Raw genomic sequence first — 18,956 nt, 5'->3', positions numbered from 1 at the left:
TGGTCCTTGTGAGGTCAGACCGGGCGAACGTTCTCCGCCTGCGGACCCTTCGGGCCCTGGGTGACGTCGAACTCGACCTTCTGGTTCTCGTCCAGCGACTTGTAACCCTGGGTCTGGATCGCCGAGTAGTGCACGAAGACGTCGTCGCCGCCGTCCTCCTGCGCGATGAAGCCGAAACCCTTCTCGGCGTTGAACCACTTCACGGTGCCTTGAGCCATTGCTCGTTACTCCTATTTGGGGCGAGAGGCCGTCACTTCAACGGCCCCGCAACAGATGCGGTGACACGTCGCTCCCACCCTGGATTGGCACCCATGAGAAGAAACGCCGTTGGATCACAAACTCCGCGGGCGTCAGACCTGCTGGAACTTGCACCTCTTGCTGGCCCTACGCTACCAACCATCGGCCCGGAGGGAACTTCCTCGGCCGTCTTTTCTCAATCCGAGGGATGAAAGTTCGGCGACCCGGTCGTGACGGCCCGGGGACGCGCCCGACCGACCTCAGGCCGAGACGTTCAGCGTGAGCCGCCGCTCCGGGCCCGGGCCGGGACGACGCACTCCCGCGGCGTGCCGGTCGGCGACCGCGGCGAAGTAGGTCTCGCGGCGCTTGGCCGCGCAGCCCCCGGGCTTGTCGGCGGGCTCGACCAGGTCCGGGTCGAGCTCGTGGTTGAGCGCGTCGCGCAGGAGGACGAGGGCCTCGGCTCGCAGCTGCGAGATCCGCGACTCGGTGACGCCGAGGGTCGCGGCGATCTCGGCCATCGGCCGCTCGGCGAGGAAGTACTGCTCGATGACCAGGCGCAGCCGCTCGGGCAGCTCCGCGATCGCCTCGACGAGGTACGTCAGCTGCTCCTTCTGCTCGATCACGGCGAGCGGGTCGGGGGAGCTGCTCACGAGGCGCTCGCCGATGGCGTCGTCCTCGGAGGCGTGCAGCGAGAGCACCTGGGCGCGGGCGACGTCGTCGTCGTTGGCCGCGACCTCCTCGATCGTGATGCCGGCCGCCTGGGCGACCTCGGCCGCGCTGGCGGCCCGGCCCAGGGTCATCGCCAGGTTCGCCCGGGTGGCATCCAGCTCACGGGAACGGCGGCGCACCGAGCGGGAGGCCCAGTCGACGCTGCGCAGCTCGTCGACGATCGCGCCGCGGATCCGCGTCGCGGCGTACCGGTTGAACGGGACGCCGCGCTCGGCGTCGAAGGCGTTCGCGGCCATGACCAGGGCGGTCAGGCCGGCCGAGGTCAGGTCATCGCGGTCCACGTGGGACGGCACGCGCGCCATCGTCTCCCGGACGATGTGCCCGACCAGGGCCATGTTCTCCACGACCATGGCCTCCGCGGCGGCCGTCGTGCCACTGTTCGTGCTCATGGGGCGAGGGTCCTCCCGCCGGCCGAGCTGGACGACTGCGCGAGGGCTGCGGTCCTCGGACCCGGGCGGTCGGCCAGGTCGCGAGGAGTGAGGGCCCCGAACCGGATTGCGGTCCCGAGGCGGCAATTGGTTTCCATGGAAGGCAACGTTATTCAGGTCGCGGAATATATTCTAAAAGACCGACTGTGACCTGAGTCACCTTGACTGAGCGAACGCTCAGGTGCTAGTCGCCGACGGTGTTCGCGGGCCGCCTGAGCGTGAATTTCGGACAATGTGGCACTCGAATGACACCAAACTTCAGACTGATATCGTCCGAAACGGCCCGACTCGGCCACTCCGAGACCGTCGACGACGCCGTACCCGAGGAGCCGACATTGGCGAATTATGCAGACTTCCAGCTCGGCCTGTACCTCGCCGGCATGGCCGGCGACACGCCGCCGTACCCCCTCACGTTCGCCGGCCTCGAGGCCGCCGCCGAGGCGAAGATGGAGCACCGGCTCTGGGACTACGTCGCGGGCGGGGCGGGGGACGAGCACACCCAGCGAGGCAACGTGGAGGCCTTCCTGCGCTGGGGAATCATGCCTCGGATGCTGTCCGGAGCGGCCGAGCGCGACCTGTCGGTGGAGCTGTTCGGACACCTCCTCCCAACGCCGATCTTCATGGCGCCGATCGGGGTCCTCGGCGTGATGACCGACGACGAGCACGGCGACCTGGCGGCCGCAGCGGCGTCCGCCGCGTCGGGCGTGCCGATGGTCGCGTCGACGCTCATGCAGGACCCGATGGAGGACGTCGCCGCAGCCCTCGGGGACACCCCCGGGTTCTTCCAGCTGTACACCCCGAACGACCGCGAGCTCGCCGAGAGCTTCGTGCGGCGGGCCGAGACGGCCGGATTCCAGGGCATCGTGGTCACCCTCGACACCTGGACCCTGGGCTACCGGCCGCGTGACCTGCAGCACGCGACGTTCCCTCAGCTGCGCGGTAGTTGTCTAGTCAACTACACCAGTGACCCGGTGTTCCGCGGGAGGCTCGCCGTACCGCCGGAGGAGGATCCCGCGGCCGCCGCGCTGCAGTGGGCGATGACGTTCGGCAACCCCACGCTCACGTGGGAGGACCTCGCCTGGCTGCGCGACCTCACCGACCTGCCGCTGCTCCTCAAGGGGATCTGCCACCCCGACGACGTGCGGCGGGCCAAGGACGCGGGGATCGACGGGATCTACTGCTCGAACCACGGGGGCCGCCAGGCTGCCAGCGCGCCGGCGCTCGAACTGCTGCCCGCCGTCGTCGACGCGGCCGAGGGCATGCCGGTGCTGTTCGACTCGGGTGTGCGTTCCGGGCCGGACGTCGTGAAGGCGCTCGCCCTCGGGGCGACCGCGGTGGGCATCGGCCGCCCGTACGGGTACGGCGCCGTGCTCGGCGGCCGAGCGGGCATCGAGTTCGTGCTCTCCTGCCTGCTCGCCGAGACCGACCTGACGATGGCTCTCAACGGCTACCGCAGCGTCGCCGACCTCACCCGCGAGGTGCTGGTGCGGACCTAGCGCGACCGGAGCCGGCGCGTCCCCGTCGTCCCGATACGCTGTGCCGGCGGATCGGCAGTCAAGCGGGAGCCGACACCTGGTCGTCCACAGGGTCTTCCCGACGCACCTCCCGGTCCCCCGGGCCCCTAGCTCAATTGGCAGAGCATCGGACTTTTAATCCGCGGGTTGTGGGTTCGAGTCCCACGGGGCCTACCTCCGCGCTGGGCAGTGGTCTACTCCACCTGCGCCGCATTGCGAGAACAGGGTGCGCAGCAGGATCGCTTGCCCTTAGCCTCTCCGTCGTTGAACCGTCGGTGACCCGAGACGCCGGCGGTTCACTCTATTTCCGGAGCTGTTCCCGGGCGCTGCGGCAGCGGGCCGCCGCCGAGTGGACCAGACCACGTCGCGGGGCGTCATAACGCCGGCGCACCCGGACCGTTAGCCGGGCATGGGGAGCGCGACACCGGAAGACGACGACCCCCCGGACCTCGGTCGAGCCGTGATCGAGGACCTGGCCCGCGCCGTCTTCCCTGCACGCGCAGACACGTCCCGGCAGCCGGATCCTGCCGAGTCCACACCGTCTCCGGGGGACGGGGAGGCGGACGAGTCGGGGGGAGCGGGCGTGGCCTCCGCGGCCGCGCCCGCCCCGCGCCCGCACGCCACGACGGCGCCGCTGGTCATCGACCTCGGGGTCGAGCCGGTCACCCGGCACGTCACGGCCTTCCTGCTGGTCGCGACCATCGTGGTCGCGGTGCTCGCGACGGCAGTGGCCTACGGCGACCCGCGGCCGATCACGGTCGCACTGGTGCTGCTGCTGGTCCTCCTGCTGCTGGTGACGTGGCGCTTCCGCAGCCGACATCACACGGCGACGGTCATCGCGAACGGCAGCCGCCTCGAGATCGTCCGTGGCGGCGTCCGGCACGTCTTCGACCTCTCCCGTCGCGACAACCCTGTCGACGTCATCGGCCTGCCCCGTGACCGGCACTGGCGGGTGCTGTTCCACCGGCGCGGGATGGCGCCCTACGTCGTGGACGCGTCGATGGTCGACCCGGAGGAGTTCATGCGCGTGCTGCACGCCCAACGTTCCGAGGTGACGTACCGCCCTCGGTGAGACCGGTGTCGAGCCAGTAGCGGCGCTTGCCGTTGCGGGTGTCCTCGTAGACGCCGCCCGCCCGCTCGATCACCGCGCGGGAGCCGTCGTTGTCGTCGTCGCAGGTGACCAGGGCCCGCTCGATACCCAGCCCCGAGGCGGCCGCGACCGCGAGCACGAGCGCTCGGAGTGCGTGGCCCTCGCGGCGACGTGAGGGCCGCACGGAGTAGCCGATGTGACCGCCCTCCTCGAGCAGCCAGGGCGTGAGCGAGTGCCGGAGCGCCAGGTAGCCGACGAACTCGCCGGCGTCGGTGATCCAGTAGTAGGTGCAGTGCACCCGCCCCTCCGGCAGCTCCGTGGCGGGGTCGGCCTGGGCGAGGAGGTGTTCGATGACCGCCGGGGCGCCTTCGGCACTGGTGTCGAGCACCTCGAAGTCCCACGTGCCCGACCCGTGCATGAAGTCGTCGGCGGCGGCGAACTCGGCGACGGCCTCCTCCCAGGACGCGCGGAGCCGGAGGTCGGGCCGGTCGAGACTGGTCATGCGCCATTCCAGCAAATGGAACGTGTTCTAGCATCTGATTTTGTGGCTGGCTACGTGCACGACGACATCTCCCCCGAGGACCTGGCGCACCAGAAGGCGCTCTACGGTCCGTTCACCCAGGCCGTGCGCGAGCTCGTCGACGCGACGATCCGGACCGAGGTCGACGAGGACGAGATCCGGGCCGTCCAGGCCGAGGTCGAGGTCCTCACCGCCCGGCTCCGCAAGAACCAGCTCGACGGGGCGTACGGCGTGCGCTTCGGTCCCACCGGACGCGGGCGGCCGTGGGGCAACACCGTCGTGGGACTGCGCAACCCCGTCGCGCCCCCGCTGGTGGTCGAGAAGCAGCCGACCGGCGAGTGCTGGTCGGACTTCCACCTCGGAGCGCCGTACGAGGGTCCCCCGGGTCTGGTCCACGGCGGCGTCTCGGCGCTGATCCTCGACCAGATGCTCGGCGAGGCCGCCGGAGCCGGCGGGAAGCCGGGCATGACCGGCACGCTGACCCTGCGCTACCGCCGCGGCACCCCGCTGGGCGACCTGCGCGCCGAGGCCTGGATCGACCGCAGCGAGGGCATCAAGACCTGGGCCAAGGGCCAGATCCTGGACGCCGAGGGGGTCACGGTGGAGGCCGAGGGCGTCTTCATCCTGCCCAGGTGGGCCCGCCCGGAGAGCCAGGACGGGCCGGCCCCGCGCTACTTCGAGTAGCCGGTCAGGACGCAGCGACCTTCTCGGTGGTCCTGCCGCGTTCCCCGGCGTCGGTGAGGCGAGCCTCCTCCTCGGCCTGGGCCTCGAGCTCGGCACGCCGCGTGGTCTCGAGCAGCGCGCGCGCGGCGTCGTACGCACCCGGGTCGGAGACCAGGTCGGTGGCGCCGCGCTTGAGCCGGTTCAGCGCCGATCGGGCGAAGACCTGCTGCTCGGTGGTGGTCCGCTCGGAGCGGCCGCGGCCGACGAACGAGACGGCCCAGTGCAGCAGCGCGGTGACGCGGCTCTTGAAGCCGGTGATGTAGATCAGGTGCAGCGCCAGCCACATCAGCCAGGCGATCACGCCGGTCAGCCGGACGTTGCCGATCAGCGCGACCGCGCGGAAGCGGCTGATGATCGCCATCGAGCCCTTGTCGAAGTACTTGAACGGGCCTTGCGACGGCTTGGACTTGAGGCGGTTGTCGATCTCCTTGGCGGCGTACTTCGCCCCCTGGATCGCGACCTGGGCGACCCCGGGCAGGTTGTCGAGCGCGATCATGTCACCGACCACGAAGACCTCGGGGTGACCCGGGAGCGTCAGGTCGGGGTTGACCGCGATCCGGCCGGCGCGGTCCAGCGGCGCACCGGTCTGGTCGGACAGCGTCTGGCCGAGCGGGTTCGCCTGGACCCCCGCGGCCCAGATCTTGGTGACGGAGTCGACGCGCTCGACGCGGCCGTCCTTGAACTTCATCTCGATGCCGCGCTCGTCGACGTCGGTGACCATCGCACCGAGCACGACCTCCACGCCGAGCTTCTCCAGCTCGGCCTTGCTCTTCTCGCCGAGCTTCTTCCCGAACGGCGGCAACACCTGCGGCGCGGCATCGACCAGGATCACCCGCGCGTGGCGCGTGTTGATCGCGCGGAAGTCCTTCTTGAGCGTGCGGTGCGCGAGCTCGGCGATCTGGCCGGCCATCTCGACACCGGTGGGGCCGGCGCCGACGACCACGAACGTCAGGAGGTGGTCGACGCTCTCGCCGCGCTGGGCGCCGAGCTCGGCCATCTCGAAAGCGCCGAAGATCCGGCCGCGCAGCTCGAGGGCGTCGTCGATGCTCTTCATGCCGGGAGCGAACTCGGCGAAGTGGTCGTTGCCGAAGTAGGACTGGCCGGCGCCGGCGGCGACGATCAGGGAGTCGTACGACGAGACCGTCTCGCGGCCGAGCACCTGCGAGGTGACGGTCCGGGCGTCGAGGTCGATCGCGGTGACCTCGCCCAGCAGGACCTGGGCGTTCGACTGGCCGCTGAGGATCTCGCGGGTCGGCGGGGCGATCTCGCCCTGCGACAGGATCCCGGTCGCGACCTGGTAGAGGAGCGGCTGGAAGAGGTGATGGGTGGTCTTGGCGACCATCGTCACGTCGACGTCGCTGCGTCGCAACGCCTTGGTACCGAACAACCCTCCGAAACCGGAGCCGATCACCACGACCTGGTGACGGTGTGACATGGGGAACCCATCCTTCTAGGGAGACTCGTGGACGTACTGGGTGAACACGCCCGCCTGTACCCAATCTTCCCGCGACCGCGTCGTACGGCCCAATCGGCCGGGGTCACCTGCATCACACCCGGCCCCGGCGGCGGTCTGGACCGTTCGACACGGCGAACTGGTCAAGGTTTCAGCCACCGATCCGGGGGTACAACGGGCCACAATGGCGCAGCTGCCAGTCAACGCCTGCCTCGTGGAGAAACAACCGTGCCGCTGAACAGGCCTGCCCTGTCTCTGGGCCCGGGTCCCCGCGGAGTGCAAGATGCACGCCGATGGGTGATGGCGACCTGCCACGACATCGGTCGGGACGACCTCCTCGAGTGCGCCGAGCTCGGTACGTCGGAGCTGGTCACGAACGCGCTCCTCCACGGCGCTCCCCCGCTGACCGTCCGGGTGCGCGGCACCCGGGAGCACCCCCGGGTCGAGGTCCGCGACGGGTCCCTGGACCTGCCCCAGCTCCCGACCACGACCGACGCCGACGAGGACGACCTGCTGCTCACGTTCGGCCGCGGGCTGAGCATCGTGGCCCGCTGCTCGACGGCCTGGGGTGTCGACCTCGAGGAGGACGGGAAGATCGTCTGGTTCAACCCGGCCGCGCAGAGCAACGACGAGATGGTCGAGGGCGTGGTCACCGGAGTGCTCGTGCGCCACGACGCCGGTACACCGGCGGAGGACGAGATCCGCATCGACGTCCGCGGCGTCCCGCTGCGGACGTTCGTCGAGTTCCAGCACCACTACCGCGAGCTGCGCCGCGAGGTCCGGCTGCTGGCCCTGGCCCACGAGGCGGAGTACCCCCTCGCCTCGGACCTGTCGCACCTGTTCGGCTCGCTCGAGCGCGACCTGCGCGAGGGCATCGGGACCGACCAGATCGAGCAGGCCCTCCAGTCCGGCGAGGCGTCCACCGACCTGCACGTGGCGATGCCGCGCCAGACCGCGGCGACGATCGGCCGGTTCATCGAGCTGCTCGACCTCGCCGACGCGTTCTGCCGCGAGGAGCGGCTGCTGTCCCTGGCGCGCACGCCCGAGCAGCAGCGGTTCCAGAGCTGGTTCCTCAACGAGTTCGTTCGACAGGAGCGGGGTGAGCCGCCCCTCGCGTGGCAGGATGCGCCCGTGTCCGGGCGGCAGAGCAGCGTCTCGTGAGAGCGGCGCCCGCGCCGCGGCTGGTTGTCGCGGTGGCGGTCGGTGGCGCGCTCGGAGCGCTGGCCCGCTGGGGCGTGGGTGAGGCCTTCCCCACCGGGGCGGAGGCGTTCCCGTGGGCGACGTTCGCGGTCAACGTGGTGGGGTCGTTCGCCCTCGCGCTGCTGCCGGCGTTCGCCCTGGTACGGCGGTCGCGGACCGTCGCGGTGGCGCTCGGCCCGGGCGTCCTCGGCGGCTTCACCACGCTGTCGGCGTACTCCGAGCAGGCCCGGGCGCTGCTCGACGCGGACCGGGTCGGCGTCGCCGCGCTCTACCTCGTCGGCACGCTGGCCGCGTGCCTGCTCGCGGTGTCCGTGGGCTCGCGCCTGGCCGGCCCGGAGCCCCCGGGGGCGGTCGAGTGACCGCGCTCCTGGTCGCGCTCGGCGCGGCGGTCGGGGCGCCGCTGCGCTTCGTCCTCGCCACCCGCCTCGACGGCCGGCTCCCGTGGGGGACCTTCGCGGTGAACGTGGCCGGCTCGTTCCTGCTCGGCCTGCTCTCGGCGGCGTCACTCTCGTCGGACGGGCTGGCACTGCTCGGCGTGGGCTTCTGCGGCGGGTTCACGACGTACTCCGCCTTCAGCGTGCAGACCCACGACCTCGGCCGTCGTCGGGGGTCGGCGTACGCCGCCGCGACGATCGTGGTGTCGCTGGGCGCGTGCGCGCTCGGGTTCTGGCTCGGCGCCTGACTCTCAGGCGTAGCCGAGGTCGTGCAGGCGGTCGTCGTCGATGCCGAAGTGGTGGGCGATCTCGTGCACGATGGTGATCCGGACCTCCTCGACGAGCTCCTCGACCGACTCGCACATGTCGAGCAGGTTGTTGCGGAAGATGAAGATCCGGTCGGGCAGCTCCATCACCGGGTCGCCCCAGCGCTCGGTCAGCGCGATGCCGTCGTACAGGCCGAGCAGGTCCGGGTCCTCCGCCGGGGCGTCGTCCTCGACGAGCACCACGACGTTGCGGACCAGGCTCGCGAGCTCGTCCGGGATGTCGTCGAGGGCGCGGTCGACGAGGGCGTCGAAGTCGGCAGGCGACATCTCGATCGGCATGGCACCGATTCTGCCGGACATGCAAGAAGCCCCGGATCTCTCGATCCGGGGCTTCTCGTCGGCGACCCCGACGGGACTCGAACCCGCGGCCTCCGCCGTGACAGGGCGGCGCGCTAACCAACTGCGCTACGGGGCCAGGTGCCTCACTGGTGAAGCGGTGGAACTCTAACTCACTCCCGCCGCCGTTTCCCAATCGGGGCGGAGCTGGTCGTGAACTCGCACCCCCAACCGGATTCGAACCGGCGCTACCGCCGTGAAAGGGCGGGGTCCTGGGCCGCTAGACGATGGGGGCAGGACGTGCGTGAAGAAGCATAGGGTCGGCGCCGGGACGGGTCCAAAGCGAGGACCATCCCATTTTCGTGACCGCCGATCCCCTCCTGTAAGGTGTCCGTCGCTTGGGCAGGTAGCTCAGTTGGTACGAGCGTCCGCCTGAAAAGTGGAAGGTCGGCGGTTCGACCCCGCCCCTGCCCACAAGCACACGAGGCCCCCGCCGGATCCCGGTGGGGGCCTCGTCGCGTGCGGGCCAGACCAGGCCCGACCAGGCGGCGGCCGTTGTCCCGGGGATGTGGGACACGGAGACCTGGTGACCGGGACGCGTCGGCGCCGAGGATCGGGCCGACGAAAGGAACCCGATGTCCCGCTCCGCATCCCGGTCCGTCCCCGTGGCGCTCCTGCTGATCGCCCTCCTGCCTGTCGTGGCCCTGCTCGGCTCCCCCGCCGCGGCGTTCGTGCCACCGTCCGACGCCGACGGCCCGGGCCGGCGGATCTCGGCCATCGCCGGCGAGGAGGTCCGCATCAGCGGCACCGCTCCGAAGCAGGCGCGCGGGGCCGTGGTGCTCCAGCGCCGCAGCGGTCGCGGCTGGCAGCCCGAGGACGACGGCCGCACGGACCGCGCGGGTCGCTACGCGTTCACCGTGCACGTCCACGAGGCGGCGACGTACCGCGTCGTCGCGCGAGACCTGCGTGCCGGGAGCGAGCGGCGCCCGGCCTGGGTCTCGGCCCGCACGATCGTGCGCGTCGTCGACCAGCGGGGTACGGCGTCCGCACCGTCGACGATCACCTCGGGATCGGCTGCTGCGGTGCGGGCGCAGTTCGCGCCGGCTCGGCCCGGTCGCCCCGTGCGCCTGGAGGCCCAGTCGGCGGACGGACCCTGGACCACCGTCGCGCGCGGGCTCCAGGACGCCGTCGGCGCGGTGACGCTCGAGGACAGTCCCCCGGCGACGGTGTCGTACCGCGTGGTCACGGAGGCGTGGCGCGGCGCGCCGGCCTTCGCGACCGCGCCGGCCACGGTGACCGTCACCTCCGGTGGCACGCCCACGCCCACCGCGACCGCCACCGCGACCGCGACGGCCACGGCGACCGCGACCGCCACCGCCACGGCCACGGCGACCGCCACCGCCACCGCCACGCCGACGGGCGACCCCGACGACACCCCGTGGGTCACCGGCTACTACGCGGCGTGGTTCCACGACTGGCTCTACCCGCCGGCGGAGGTCGACATGGAGGCGATGACGCACTTCGTGTTCGGCCGGGCGGCGCCGGGCGGTGGGTCGCTCGCGGGCGAGCCGGACGACCCCCGGTTCCCCGACTACCCGTACGAGCCCGGCGACGTCGTCCCCGGCGCCGGCTCCGCCGGCGTCGACGGCACCGCACCCGACGGCTCCGGCCGGAGCATCGAGGACTACCTCGTCGACAAGGCCCACGAGGCCGGCACCAAGGCGCTGCTCATGCTCGGCGGCGACGGCGACGACGGTCTGGGCTTCCTCCGCTCGACCTACGGCGACGTGCAGCCGAGGTTCGTCGAGAACATCGTCGACTACCTGGTCGAGCACGACTACGACGGTGTCGACCTGGACTGGGAGAACTGCCTCTCCGACACCGACAGCGACGCGCACTGCATCGACCAGAGCGGCTCGAAGGTGCCGGCCGTCGAGGCCCGGGAGCGGCTGATCGACCTCATCGACGCGATCCGGGCGGAGATGGCGACCCGCGAGCGGTACGCGGAGACCCCTGGCCTGATCACCTTCCCCGGCTACACGATCCGCATCGAGTGGGACGAGGCCGCCGGCGAGTGGACCCATGGCGTGCCCGACCAGTACCAGACCGACGTCGCCCTGCGCGTCGACCAGTACAACCTGATGAGCTACGGCGTCGGCACGCTCTGGGGAGACGGCGGCTGGGAGTCGTGGTTCTCGGGCGCGCTCCACGGCGCCGGCCCGACCACGCCGATCGACGTCTCCTCCAGCGTCGAGGCGTACGAGGCGGCCGGCGTGCCCCGCGACCGGATCGGCATCGGCATCGGGTTCTACGGGGTCAACTACGGCACCGCGGTGACCGGGCCTCGGCAGTCACTGGTCGACAACGACGTCTTCGAGTTCAACGACACCTCGCTGAGCTACTCCGAGCTCGACCGGCTCGGCTTCCTCCGGCACGGCACCCTGCACTGGGACGAGGAGGCGAAGTCGACCTATCGCGTGTACGTCGACGAGGAGCACCCCGACGGCTACATGCCGGCCGAGTACCCCGAGGGCGGCAGCAGGTCGGGCTACCTGAGCTACGAGGACGGGCGGTCCATCGCCGCCAAGGGCGAGTGGGTCAAGGAGACCGGCGTCGGCGGCACCATCCTCTGGACGATCAACTACGGATGGCTGCCCCGCACCCAGACGAACCCGCTGATGGATGCCGTCAAGGAGGCGTTCCTCGACTGACAGAATGCGCGCGTGCTCGGGCTCGACGACCAGGCGTTCCAGGACCACGCGGCGCCGTTCCTGCGTCACCACGCCGACCCGGCCACCACGCGGCGGCTGTGGACGGCGGGTGGGGCCGCGGTCATCGACGGCGCTCGCAACCGTCCGGGCGACCCGGCCGGGCTCTCGGTCGTCACGGGCGTCGGCCCGGCCCCGGACCTCGACCCGCTGCTGGCCCGCGTCGCGGCCGAGATCGAGGTTCCCTGGCGCTACACGATCGAGTCGACGTCTCACGACACGTTGCCGGCCACGTGGCGATCGTCCGACACCGACACGTGGCACTGGATGTGGACCCGGTCCAGGCCCGGGGCCCCTGCCCTGAGGGTCGAGGAGGTCACGTCCGCAACCGAGATCGACGCGATCCTCGACGAGGCCAACCCGGACTCGTTCGCGCGCCCGGACACTCCTGGTGTCGAGACCTGGCTCGGCGTGCGCGACGGCGGCCGGCTGACCGGGGTCGGTGCCCTGCTGCGCCAGCCGGACGGCACCGGCCACCTGCGCGGTGTCACCGTGCTGCCGGCGTACGGCGGGGGCGGGCGCGGCCGCGCGATCTCGACGGCGCTGACCCGGCTGGCGCTGAGCCGGGGCTCCGGGGTCGCGTCCCTCAGCGTGTACACCGACAACGAGCCGGCGCTCGCGATCTACCGCGGTCTCGCCTACACGGTCGCGCACACGTTCGTGTCGGGTCAGGCCGTGCGTTCCTGAGGGACCTCGAGCGGCGCGACCCCGCCGAGGCCGCGGTGGTAGCGAACCCCGGCGTACCCGTCGAGCACGGAGTAGAGCGTGCGGCGGGCGGTCCACGAGATCGGCTCGGCGCCCTCGCGCCACGACTCGCCGAAGGCGATCCAGGCCGGCACCCAGTCGGCCGCGTCGTCCCACGCGCCGCGGCGCGCGGTGAGCAGCTGGCGGCGCAGCTGGAAGGCGCGGCGCGGGCCGTCGACGCAGATCGGCGCGGTCGCGACCGGCCACAGCCGCAGGTCGAGCGACATCAGGTGCACCTCGAGCGCGGACAGCAGCGCGGGATCGACCAGGACGGTCGCCACGTTCTCGTGCGGCTCACGGCGCATGGCCGCACGTTTCCTGCCCCGACCCCGTCAGGTCAATAGAGGGAGTGCAGAACCACCCGGATGGGGGCGAGCACTGCTCCGAGGTCCGGGGCCGGCCGGCCGGCGGCGCCGGTGATGCCGGCGACCCGCTCGACCAGCGCAGGCGCTGCCTCCTGCGTGCCGCTGCAGAGGCCGCTGACCAGCCCGCCGCGGTGGTACGTCGCGAACACGACGTACTCGCGCCCGACCTGCATGCCCTCCAGCCCGCAGGAGGCGCCCGACATCGCGGACTCGACGACGGCGAACGCGCCCACCTGGCCCTCCAGGGAACGGGTGACCGAGAACGAGTAGGTGTTGGGGTCCGAGCTGGACATCACGGAGCGGCGCGGGGGTGGCTCCACCTCCATGAGGGCCCCGGCGAACACCACGTCCGCCCACGCGACGTAGTCGCGTGTCGTGCCCGGCGCGCAGCTGCACGCCTGCGACGCGGCCGGGGTCACCAGGACCAGCCCGCAGGCACCGAGCAGGCCGGCGAGGAGGAGCCGCAGCGAGGTCATGCGGGTCCGACGTCGGGGGTGTCGGATGGGTTCCATGCGGGATAGTCCCTAACGTTTTGGTCGTCGTTCACGGCGTGTCGGCAACCACAACGTGAGGGACTATCCCCGTTGATCAGCGCCGCAGCATCGGGAGGAACGCGGGCGAGACCACGCCGGTGGCGGAGTGGGCGGGGAGCCCCGGGAGGTTGTGGCCGCCGTAGACGGGTCCACCGCCGGCGGCGTCGTACCGCAGCCAGGTCTGGGCCGGGCCCTGGCCGAGGCCGGGCCGGGTCCAGTCGCAGACGCCGTCGGGGAACGTCGCCTGGAGCGTGGCCCACTGCTCGTCGGTGAACGGCACCACCAGACCGTCGAACATCGCCTTCTCCAGCGGGGCGAGCCGGCAGGCGACGTTGTCGTTGGCGACCGGGCCACCGGCCTCCTGGCGCGGGGTGGAGAGCCGGGTCTGGAGCACCTGCAGCTCCTCGACGTCGCAGAGGTCGGCGAGCTGCCCGACGACGCAGCGGTCGGTGAGGTCGGCGGGCCTGGCGGTGACGACCTTGTCGGCGAGCGGCTTGTCGGAGGAGTCGGCCTCGACCGCCGCGAGCCACGCGTCCATCGCGACCAGCGCGTCGTTGGCCCAGGTGACGTCACCGATCAGCGGGGTCGGGCCGAACCACATCACACGGTTGTCCGTGTGCCCCTGGTCGGCCTGCAGCCGTTCCTGGGTCCAGAACGCGTGGGCGTAGTCGTGGGCGATGCCCGGGTCGGGTCCGCCGTGGTTGATCATCGCGACCTCGTCGAGGTGGTCGGCCTCGTTGATCAGGCCGGTCCGGTAGGCGCGCGCGATCGAGGCGGGGTCGCCGGCGATCCGCTCGGGGACCAGGCCGGAGTCGACGTCGAGGCCGCCGACCTCGGCGTTCAGGTCGACGAACTGGGCCGGGGTGATCGCGCCCGACTCGAGCGCGGACAGCCCGTAGAGCACGCCGGTGTTGGAGAACGGGATGCCGCCGAAGCCGCGGCCGGCGGCCTTCTCCTGCGCCGACCAGACCGACTCGGGGCGCGGACCCAGCTGGTTGACGAGCAGGTCGAGCACCGAGCAGCGGACCCCGCCGGGGTTGGTCTCGGAGTCGTAGCGGGTGGTCGGGTCGCCGGCGACCGGGTCGGTCGTGCCAGAGCAGTCGTGCTCGGGGTTCAGCGCGGCCTTGAACAGGCCCTCGTCGGCGACGACGGCGTTCAGGTGCGACAGGTGGCCCTCGACCTGGGCCATCTGGGTCGGCAGCCACGCGACGCCCGGCCCCCACCGCGACGGGTCCTCGAAGTAGAGCCGCAGCAGGTGGTAGTCCGCGAACTGGGCGCCGGCCGTGAACGTGTCGGGGTACGAGCAGCTGGTGATCAGGCCCTGGTAGATGCCGGGGTAGGCGTTCGCGACGGTGTGCTGCGCGATCGACCCACCGGAGCAGCCGGTGCCGATCGTGTACCGCAGCTCGCCGTAGCGCTCGACGAGCCGCTCCTTGGCCATCATCACCGACTCCGCGTTCATCGCGACGCTGCAGTTGTGACCGGTGTTGTCGAGCGCCGTGGACAGCACCGCGAACCCGAGACCGAGCGCGGTGACGTAGCTCGGCGTGACGCCGGGGACGCCCTCGAGCGTGCCGGAGTAGTCGGCGAGCGGCGGGGTGCCGGGGGCGTACGACGCGCCGCAGCCGCCGCCGTGGGTGACCAACAGCTTGTGGTTCCACTGCTCCTGCGGCGACCACGCGCGCCACGGCTCGCCGGGCTGGAAGAGCGTGAGGATCGTGTAGCGGTCGCGGTCCTGGAAGCCCTGCTCCCGGCGTACGACGAACGGCACCTCGACGCCCTCGTCGGTGGTGGTCGTCGCGACGTCCGAGGGCGGGTCGTCGGGGTCGTAGGGCTGGAGCTCGGTCGCGAGCGGGTCGGTCGAGCGGTAGAGGAAGTCGTAGGCCGGCCCGGCGTCGCAGCCGTCGCAGACGTAGTGCTCGGTCTGCGGGCCGGAGAAGACCGGGCCGGCGTTCGGGTGGTTGACCACGACCGTGCGGCCGGCCCGGGCACCGGGAGCGGTGGCGCGCAGCACGGTGCGGCCGAGGTCCAGCCCGGTCACCAGGCCGAGATAGCGCCCGTCCTCGCGGACCGCGAACCGCCGGGTGACGTCGCGGCCGTCCGCGGTGACCCGGACCCGGCCCGGCCGGACCCCCTTCGGAAGCCGCACCGCGACCAGCACGTCGCCGGCCGAGACGAGGTCGGCGCGGTTCGAGAGGATCTCGACGGTGAGCCGACCCGGCGCCGCCGTGGCACTGCCGGAGCCCGGGCCCACGACCAGGAACGGCCCCACGAGGGCCAGCAGGAGCACGGCGATTCGGGTGCGCATGCCGGGTCAACGACACACGGTGGCGCCGGTCACGAGGTGCGGGGCGAACCGGCCGACCTGCGTCATGATCGGACGGTGGGCGTCGGGTGGACGCCGCCGAGGTAGGAATAGACCATGAGGGACATGTCTCTCGGCGACATGGACGACGCCGCACTGGCGCAGCTCCTGCACGCCGCGAACCCGGACGGGCTCTGGGTGACCGACGACGCGGGCGTGACGGTGTACGGCAACGCGAACCTGGCCCGGATGTTCGGTGTCGACGTCGCGGACCTGCCCGGTACGCCGATCTCCGCGTTCCTCGACGAGCAGGGCAGGTCTGACTTCGCCCGGCACCTGGCGTCGATGGTGGCCACCGGCGAGCCGGGGATGAACGTGGAGTCGCTGTTCGTGCGCCCGGACGGGACGACGTTCTGGGGCCTGGTCACCTACGTCCCGATCCTCGACGACGCCGGAGACCGGATCGCCTGGCTGAACCGGGTCACGCCGTACACCGAGTTCAAGGAGCTCCAGATAGCGCTGGCCGCCAGCCAGCAGCGCCTCTCGGACGCGCAGCGGATCGCGCACATCGGCAGCTGGGACTGGGACGTGGTCGAGGGCACGGTCGTCTGGTCCGACGAGATGTACCGGATCGTCGGCGCCGAGCCGGGCAGCCCCGTGAGCCCCGGCAGCTACCGGGAGCGGATCCACCCCGACGACCGGCTGACGGTCGAGCAGTCGATCCAGGCGGTCGGCGACGGCGAGGAGTTCACGTTCGACCACCGGGTCATGACCGACAACGACACGATGCGGTGGCTGCGCGGGCACGGCGTCACCCACCGCGGTCCCGACGGCGAGATCGTCCGGATCAGCGGAACCGCGCAGGACGTCACCGACGTGGTCTCCGCGGAGCTGAACGCCGAGGAGACCAATCGGCGCCTCAGCTTGCTCCAGCAGATCGCGACCGTCGCCAACCGCGCATCCACCCTGCGCGACGCGGTGCTCATCGCGGGCGGCGGCGTACCGGAGTTCGCGAGCTGGGTGCCGCTGGGCGCCGAGTTCTTCGACGCCCAGCCCGAGCTCGTCGACATCTCCGGCGACGCGCCGGTCGGGTGGGACGCCGCGCTCGCCGAGAAGGCCCTCGCCTCGGGCGAGATCGCGGTCGAAGCCGCGCCCGGCCTGACCGCGACCCACAGCGTCGTGGCCGTGCCGGTGGTGGTCGACCGGACCGTGGTCGCCGTCGTCCAGCTCCTCGCCGACGAGTCGCCGCCGGACGAGAACGCCTACCAGCTGCTCAACCAGATCTCGCACCAGCTGAGCGCGGTCGCCGAGCGCGAGCGTCGCGACATCGAGCTCGCCGAGGCCCGCGACGACGCCATGGAGGCGTCGCGGCTGAAGTCGGAGTTCCTCGCGACGATGAGCCACGAGATCCGCACGCCGATGAACGGCGTGATCGGGCTGACCGACCTGCTGCTGCGCACCCACCTCGACGACCACCAGCGGCGGCTTGCCGAGAACCTCCAGGGCGCCGGGCTCACCCTGCTCGGGCTGATCAACGACATCTTGGACCTCTCCAAGATCGAGGCCGGGAAGCTCGAGCTGGAGAGCGTCGACTTCGACGTCCGCTCGGTGTTCGACGTCGCCGCGGCCGTGTTCAGCGGCCCGGCCCACGAGAAGGGGCTGGAGCTCGTCGTCGCGTGCCACCCCGACGTACCCGCCCAGCTGCGCGGCGACCCCGGCCGGTTCGGTCAGATCATCACCAACCTGGGCTCGAACGCCGTGAAGTTCACCGACAGCGGCGAGGTGGTCGTGCAGGCCGCCGTCCAGGAGGCGACCCCGACCGAGGTGGTGCTGCGGGTCGACGTCTCGGACACCGGCGTCGGGGTCGATCGCGGCACGTGGGACCACCTCTTCGACGCATTCACGCAGGCCGACCCGTCGACCACGCGGCGGCACGGCGGCACCGGCCTCGGCCTGGCGATCTCCAAGCAGCTCGTGGAGGCGCTGGGCGGCGAGATCTGGCTGACCAGCGAGCCCGGCCAGGGCAGCACGTTCTCGTTCACCGCCCGGTTCGGCACCGTCGCCGACGCCGAGGACCGCGACCCGGACCCGGTGCACGACCTCGCCGGGCGCCGCGTGCTCGTGGTCGACGACAACGCGACCAACCGGTTCATCCTCGAGGAGCAGCTCGCCGCGTGGCAGACCCGGCCGGTCTCGGTCGCGTCCGCCGGCGACGCCCTGGACGCCCTGCGTGCGGCCGCCGAGGCGGGACAGCCGTTCGACGCCGCGCTGCTCGACCAGGTGATGCCGGACACCGACGGGCTGGGGCTGGCCCGGCAGGTCCAGCAGGACCCCGCGCTCGCCGGGGTCGCGATGGTGCTGCTGTCCTCGGAGCAGTCGGTCACCCGGCGCGACGTCGACGAGGCGGGCATCCGGGCCTGGCTCAGCAAGCCGGTGCGCCACAACGAGCTGCGCAACGCGCTGATGGCGGTCGTGGGCGCGCCGACCGCCGTACCCCCGCGCGCGGCGCCCGCCCGCCCGCGGCTCGGCGGGCGGGTCCTGATCGTCGAGGACAACCCGGTCAACCAGCTGGTCGCGACCGGGCTGTTGGAGAACCTCGGCTGCACCGTCGACGTCGCCTCCGACGGGCTCGAGGGCGTCGAGCGGCTCACCGGCGCGCACGAGTACGCCGCGGTGCTGATGGACTGCCGGATGCCGCGGATGGACGGCTACGACGCCACCCGGGAGATCCGCCGGCTGGAGGCGGGCGAGCGCCGGGTCCCGATCATCGCGATGACGGCGTCCGCCCTGGAGGGCGAGCGCGAGCGCTGCCTCGAGGTCGGCATGGACGACTTCCTCACCAAGCCGGTCGACGCCGCGGCGTTGGAGCGGGTCCTCCGGGAGTGGCTGCAGCCCTCCGGGGAGCCGGCACCCGTGGCGGAGCGTCCAGCACCGCCGCCCGCGCCCACCGACGACGACGTGCTCGACCGCGAGCGGATCGAGATGCTGAGCTCGCTGGTCAAGGACGGCGTCAGCTTCTTCGAGCGCACCGTCGCCGCGTTCTCCTCGCAGGCGGGTCTGCAGCTGGAGTCGCTGCGCGCCGCGATCGAGGCCGACGACGCCGAGTCGCTGCGCACCGCCGCCCACCAGCTCAAGGGCGCCTCCCTGAACCTCGGGCTGCCCCGGGTCGCCGCGTCCGCGCTGGCGCTCGAGGAGCTCGCCATCGCCGGGAGCACCGCCGGCGCCGGACCGCTGTTCGACACGTTGGCCGCCGACGTCGACCGGGCGACGGTGGCGCTCGACCGCGCGACCAGGACCCGCTAGGTGGCCGT

17 protein-coding genes and 4 tRNA genes are annotated in these 18,956 nt (G+C 71.9%); 11 read left to right on the top strand and 10 right to left on the bottom strand.

Annotation, left to right across the window (positions count from 1 at the left end):
• Positions 1-14 precede the first annotated feature (14 nt).
• Both ABD875_RS13980 and ABD875_RS13975 read right to left on the bottom strand, forming a co-directional pair.
• Positions 15-218: a cold-shock protein gene (locus tag ABD875_RS13980; RefSeq protein ID WP_056863399.1), complete on the bottom strand. Its 204-nt coding sequence runs from the start codon at positions 216-218 to the stop codon at positions 15-17.
• 279 nt (positions 219-497) lie between these two features.
• On the bottom strand, positions 498-1,355 hold the full coding sequence (locus tag ABD875_RS13975) for a sigma-70 family RNA polymerase sigma factor (RefSeq protein ID WP_345177920.1): 858 nt from the start codon (positions 1,353-1,355) through the stop codon (positions 498-500).
• A 374-nt stretch (positions 1,356-1,729) separates the two neighbouring features.
• On the opposite strand from ABD875_RS13975, the gene ABD875_RS13970 reads away from it, so the two are divergent.
• The 3 genes from ABD875_RS13970 to ABD875_RS13960 all read left to right on the top strand — a co-directional run bounded on the left by ABD875_RS13970 (position 1,730) and on the right by ABD875_RS13960 (position 3,980).
• Positions 1,730-2,890: an alpha-hydroxy-acid oxidizing protein gene (locus ABD875_RS13970; protein ID WP_345177917.1), complete on the top strand. Its 1,161-nt coding sequence runs from the start codon at positions 1,730-1,732 to the stop codon at positions 2,888-2,890.
• Between the two features lie 119 nt (positions 2,891-3,009).
• Positions 3,010-3,082, top strand: a tRNA-Lys gene (locus tag ABD875_RS13965).
• 409 nt (positions 3,083-3,491) lie between these two features.
• Positions 3,492-3,980, top strand: a complete 489-nt coding sequence (locus tag ABD875_RS13960; RefSeq protein ID WP_345177914.1) for a hypothetical protein — start codon at positions 3,492-3,494, stop codon at positions 3,978-3,980.
• Here the strand turns inward: ABD875_RS13960 and ABD875_RS13955 are convergent.
• The gene (locus tag ABD875_RS13955; protein WP_345177911.1) at positions 3,928-4,500 is read right to left on the bottom strand and encodes a GNAT family N-acetyltransferase; all 573 of its coding nucleotides are present in this window, start codon (positions 4,498-4,500) and stop codon (positions 3,928-3,930) included. The genes ABD875_RS13960 and ABD875_RS13955 overlap by 53 nt on opposite strands.
• A 42-nt stretch (positions 4,501-4,542) precedes the next feature.
• Between ABD875_RS13955 and ABD875_RS13950 the strand changes: the two genes are divergently transcribed.
• Positions 4,543-5,202 carry a PaaI family thioesterase gene (locus ABD875_RS13950; RefSeq protein ID WP_345177907.1) on the top strand — a complete coding sequence of 220 codons (660 nt, stop codon included), beginning with the start codon at positions 4,543-4,545 and terminating at the stop codon, positions 5,200-5,202.
• A gap of 4 nt (positions 5,203-5,206) precedes the next feature.
• On the opposite strand, the gene ABD875_RS13945 is transcribed toward ABD875_RS13950, so the two are convergent.
• Positions 5,207-6,676 (bottom strand): NAD(P)/FAD-dependent oxidoreductase, encoded by a 1,470-nt coding sequence (locus tag ABD875_RS13945; RefSeq protein ID WP_345177902.1) that lies wholly within the window; start codon positions 6,674-6,676, stop codon positions 5,207-5,209.
• 318 nt (positions 6,677-6,994) lie between these two features.
• Between ABD875_RS13945 and ABD875_RS13940 the strand changes: the two genes are divergently transcribed.
• The 3 genes from ABD875_RS13940 to ABD875_RS13930 are packed head-to-tail and all read left to right on the top strand — an operon-like array spanning position 6,995 to position 8,576.
• On the top strand, positions 6,995-7,855 hold the full coding sequence (locus ABD875_RS13940) for an ATP-binding protein (protein WP_345177898.1): 861 nt from the start codon (positions 6,995-6,997) through the stop codon (positions 7,853-7,855).
• On the top strand, positions 7,852-8,253 hold the full coding sequence (locus ABD875_RS13935) for a fluoride efflux transporter FluC (RefSeq protein ID WP_345177894.1): 402 nt from the start codon (positions 7,852-7,854) through the stop codon (positions 8,251-8,253). The genes ABD875_RS13940 and ABD875_RS13935 overlap by 4 nt, the downstream gene beginning before the upstream one ends.
• The gene (locus ABD875_RS13930; RefSeq protein WP_345177891.1) at positions 8,250-8,576 is read left to right on the top strand and encodes a fluoride efflux transporter FluC; all 327 of its coding nucleotides are present in this window, start codon (positions 8,250-8,252) and stop codon (positions 8,574-8,576) included. The genes ABD875_RS13935 and ABD875_RS13930 overlap by 4 nt, the downstream gene beginning before the upstream one ends.
• A gap of 3 nt (positions 8,577-8,579) precedes the next feature.
• Here the strand turns inward: ABD875_RS13930 and ABD875_RS13925 are convergent, their stop codons facing one another.
• The 3 genes from ABD875_RS13925 to ABD875_RS13915 all read right to left on the bottom strand — a co-directional run bounded on the left by ABD875_RS13925 (position 8,580) and on the right by ABD875_RS13915 (position 9,225).
• Positions 8,580-8,933 (bottom strand): metallopeptidase family protein, encoded by a 354-nt coding sequence (locus ABD875_RS13925; RefSeq protein ID WP_345177889.1) that lies wholly within the window; start codon positions 8,931-8,933, stop codon positions 8,580-8,582.
• 62 nt (positions 8,934-8,995) lie between these two features.
• Positions 8,996-9,069, bottom strand: a tRNA-Asp gene (locus tag ABD875_RS13920).
• Positions 9,070-9,152: 83 nt separating this feature from the next.
• A tRNA-Glu gene (locus ABD875_RS13915) sits at positions 9,153-9,225 on the bottom strand.
• Between the two features lie 105 nt (positions 9,226-9,330).
• Here ABD875_RS13915 and ABD875_RS13910 point away from each other — a divergent pair.
• The 3 genes from ABD875_RS13910 to ABD875_RS13900 all read left to right on the top strand — a co-directional run bounded on the left by ABD875_RS13910 (position 9,331) and on the right by ABD875_RS13900 (position 12,385).
• Positions 9,331-9,404: transfer RNA gene (locus ABD875_RS13910), tRNA-Phe, on the top strand.
• Between the two features lie 161 nt (positions 9,405-9,565).
• Positions 9,566-11,641: a glycosyl hydrolase family 18 protein gene (locus tag ABD875_RS13905; protein WP_345177886.1), complete on the top strand. Its 2,076-nt coding sequence runs from the start codon at positions 9,566-9,568 to the stop codon at positions 11,639-11,641.
• A gap of 12 nt (positions 11,642-11,653) precedes the next feature.
• Entirely contained in the window at positions 11,654-12,385 is a 732-nt protein-coding gene (locus ABD875_RS13900; protein ID WP_345177882.1) for a GNAT family N-acetyltransferase, read from the top strand.
• Here the strand turns inward: ABD875_RS13900 and ABD875_RS13895 are convergent.
• The 3 genes from ABD875_RS13895 to ABD875_RS13885 all read right to left on the bottom strand — a co-directional run bounded on the left by ABD875_RS13895 (position 12,367) and on the right by ABD875_RS13885 (position 15,648).
• On the bottom strand, positions 12,367-12,747 hold the full coding sequence (locus ABD875_RS13895; RefSeq protein WP_345177879.1) for a hypothetical protein: 381 nt from the start codon (positions 12,745-12,747) through the stop codon (positions 12,367-12,369). The genes ABD875_RS13900 and ABD875_RS13895 overlap by 19 nt on opposite strands.
• A 32-nt stretch (positions 12,748-12,779) precedes the next feature.
• Positions 12,780-13,283 (bottom strand): hypothetical protein, encoded by a 504-nt coding sequence (locus tag ABD875_RS13890; RefSeq protein ID WP_345177877.1) that lies wholly within the window; start codon positions 13,281-13,283, stop codon positions 12,780-12,782.
• Between the two features lie 112 nt (positions 13,284-13,395).
• On the bottom strand, positions 13,396-15,648 hold the full coding sequence (locus ABD875_RS13885; protein WP_345177874.1) for a DUF6351 family protein: 2,253 nt from the start codon (positions 15,646-15,648) through the stop codon (positions 13,396-13,398).
• 114 nt (positions 15,649-15,762) lie between these two features.
• Here ABD875_RS13885 and ABD875_RS13880 point away from each other — a divergent pair, with 114 nt between their 5' ends.
• A complete protein-coding gene (locus ABD875_RS13880; protein ID WP_345177871.1) occupies positions 15,763-18,948 on the top strand; it encodes a response regulator in 3,186 nt (1,061 codons plus the stop codon).
• The last annotated feature ends 8 nt before the right edge of the window (positions 18,949-18,956 follow it).

This window comes from Nocardioides caricicola (assembly GCF_039541135.1).
Taxonomy (GTDB): Bacteria; Actinomycetota; Actinomycetes; order Propionibacteriales; family Nocardioidaceae; genus Nocardioides; species Nocardioides caricicola.
The sequence above is the reverse complement of the archived record's forward strand: the minus strand, read 5'-3'. Positions and strand labels throughout refer to the sequence as shown.

Coding starts and splice junctions, on each gene's coding strand:
- ABD875_RS13980 (WP_056863399.1), bottom strand. CDS start 218: ATGGCTCAAGGCACCGTGAAGTGGTTCAACGCCGAGAAGGGTTTCGGC.
- ABD875_RS13975 (WP_345177920.1), bottom strand. CDS start 1,355: ATGAGCACGAACAGTGGCACGACGGCCGCCGCGGAGGCCATGGTCGTG.
- ABD875_RS13955 (WP_345177911.1), bottom strand. CDS start 4,500: ATGACCAGTCTCGACCGGCCCGACCTCCGGCTCCGCGCGTCCTGGGAG.
- ABD875_RS13945 (WP_345177902.1), bottom strand. CDS start 6,676: ATGTCACACCGTCACCAGGTCGTGGTGATCGGCTCCGGTTTCGGAGGG.
- ABD875_RS13940 (WP_345177898.1), top strand. CDS start 6,995: ATGGCGACCTGCCACGACATCGGTCGGGACGACCTCCTCGAGTGCGCC.
- ABD875_RS13925 (WP_345177889.1), bottom strand. CDS start 8,933: ATGCCGATCGAGATGTCGCCTGCCGACTTCGACGCCCTCGTCGACCGC.
- ABD875_RS13905 (WP_345177886.1), top strand. CDS start 9,566: ATGTCCCGCTCCGCATCCCGGTCCGTCCCCGTGGCGCTCCTGCTGATC.
- ABD875_RS13895 (WP_345177879.1), bottom strand. CDS start 12,747: ATGCGCCGTGAGCCGCACGAGAACGTGGCGACCGTCCTGGTCGATCCC.
- ABD875_RS13890 (WP_345177877.1), bottom strand. CDS start 13,283: ATGACCTCGCTGCGGCTCCTCCTCGCCGGCCTGCTCGGTGCCTGCGGG.
- ABD875_RS13885 (WP_345177874.1), bottom strand. CDS start 15,648: ATGCGCACCCGAATCGCCGTGCTCCTGCTGGCCCTCGTGGGGCCGTTC.
- ABD875_RS13880 (WP_345177871.1), top strand. CDS start 15,763: ATGAGGGACATGTCTCTCGGCGACATGGACGACGCCGCACTGGCGCAG.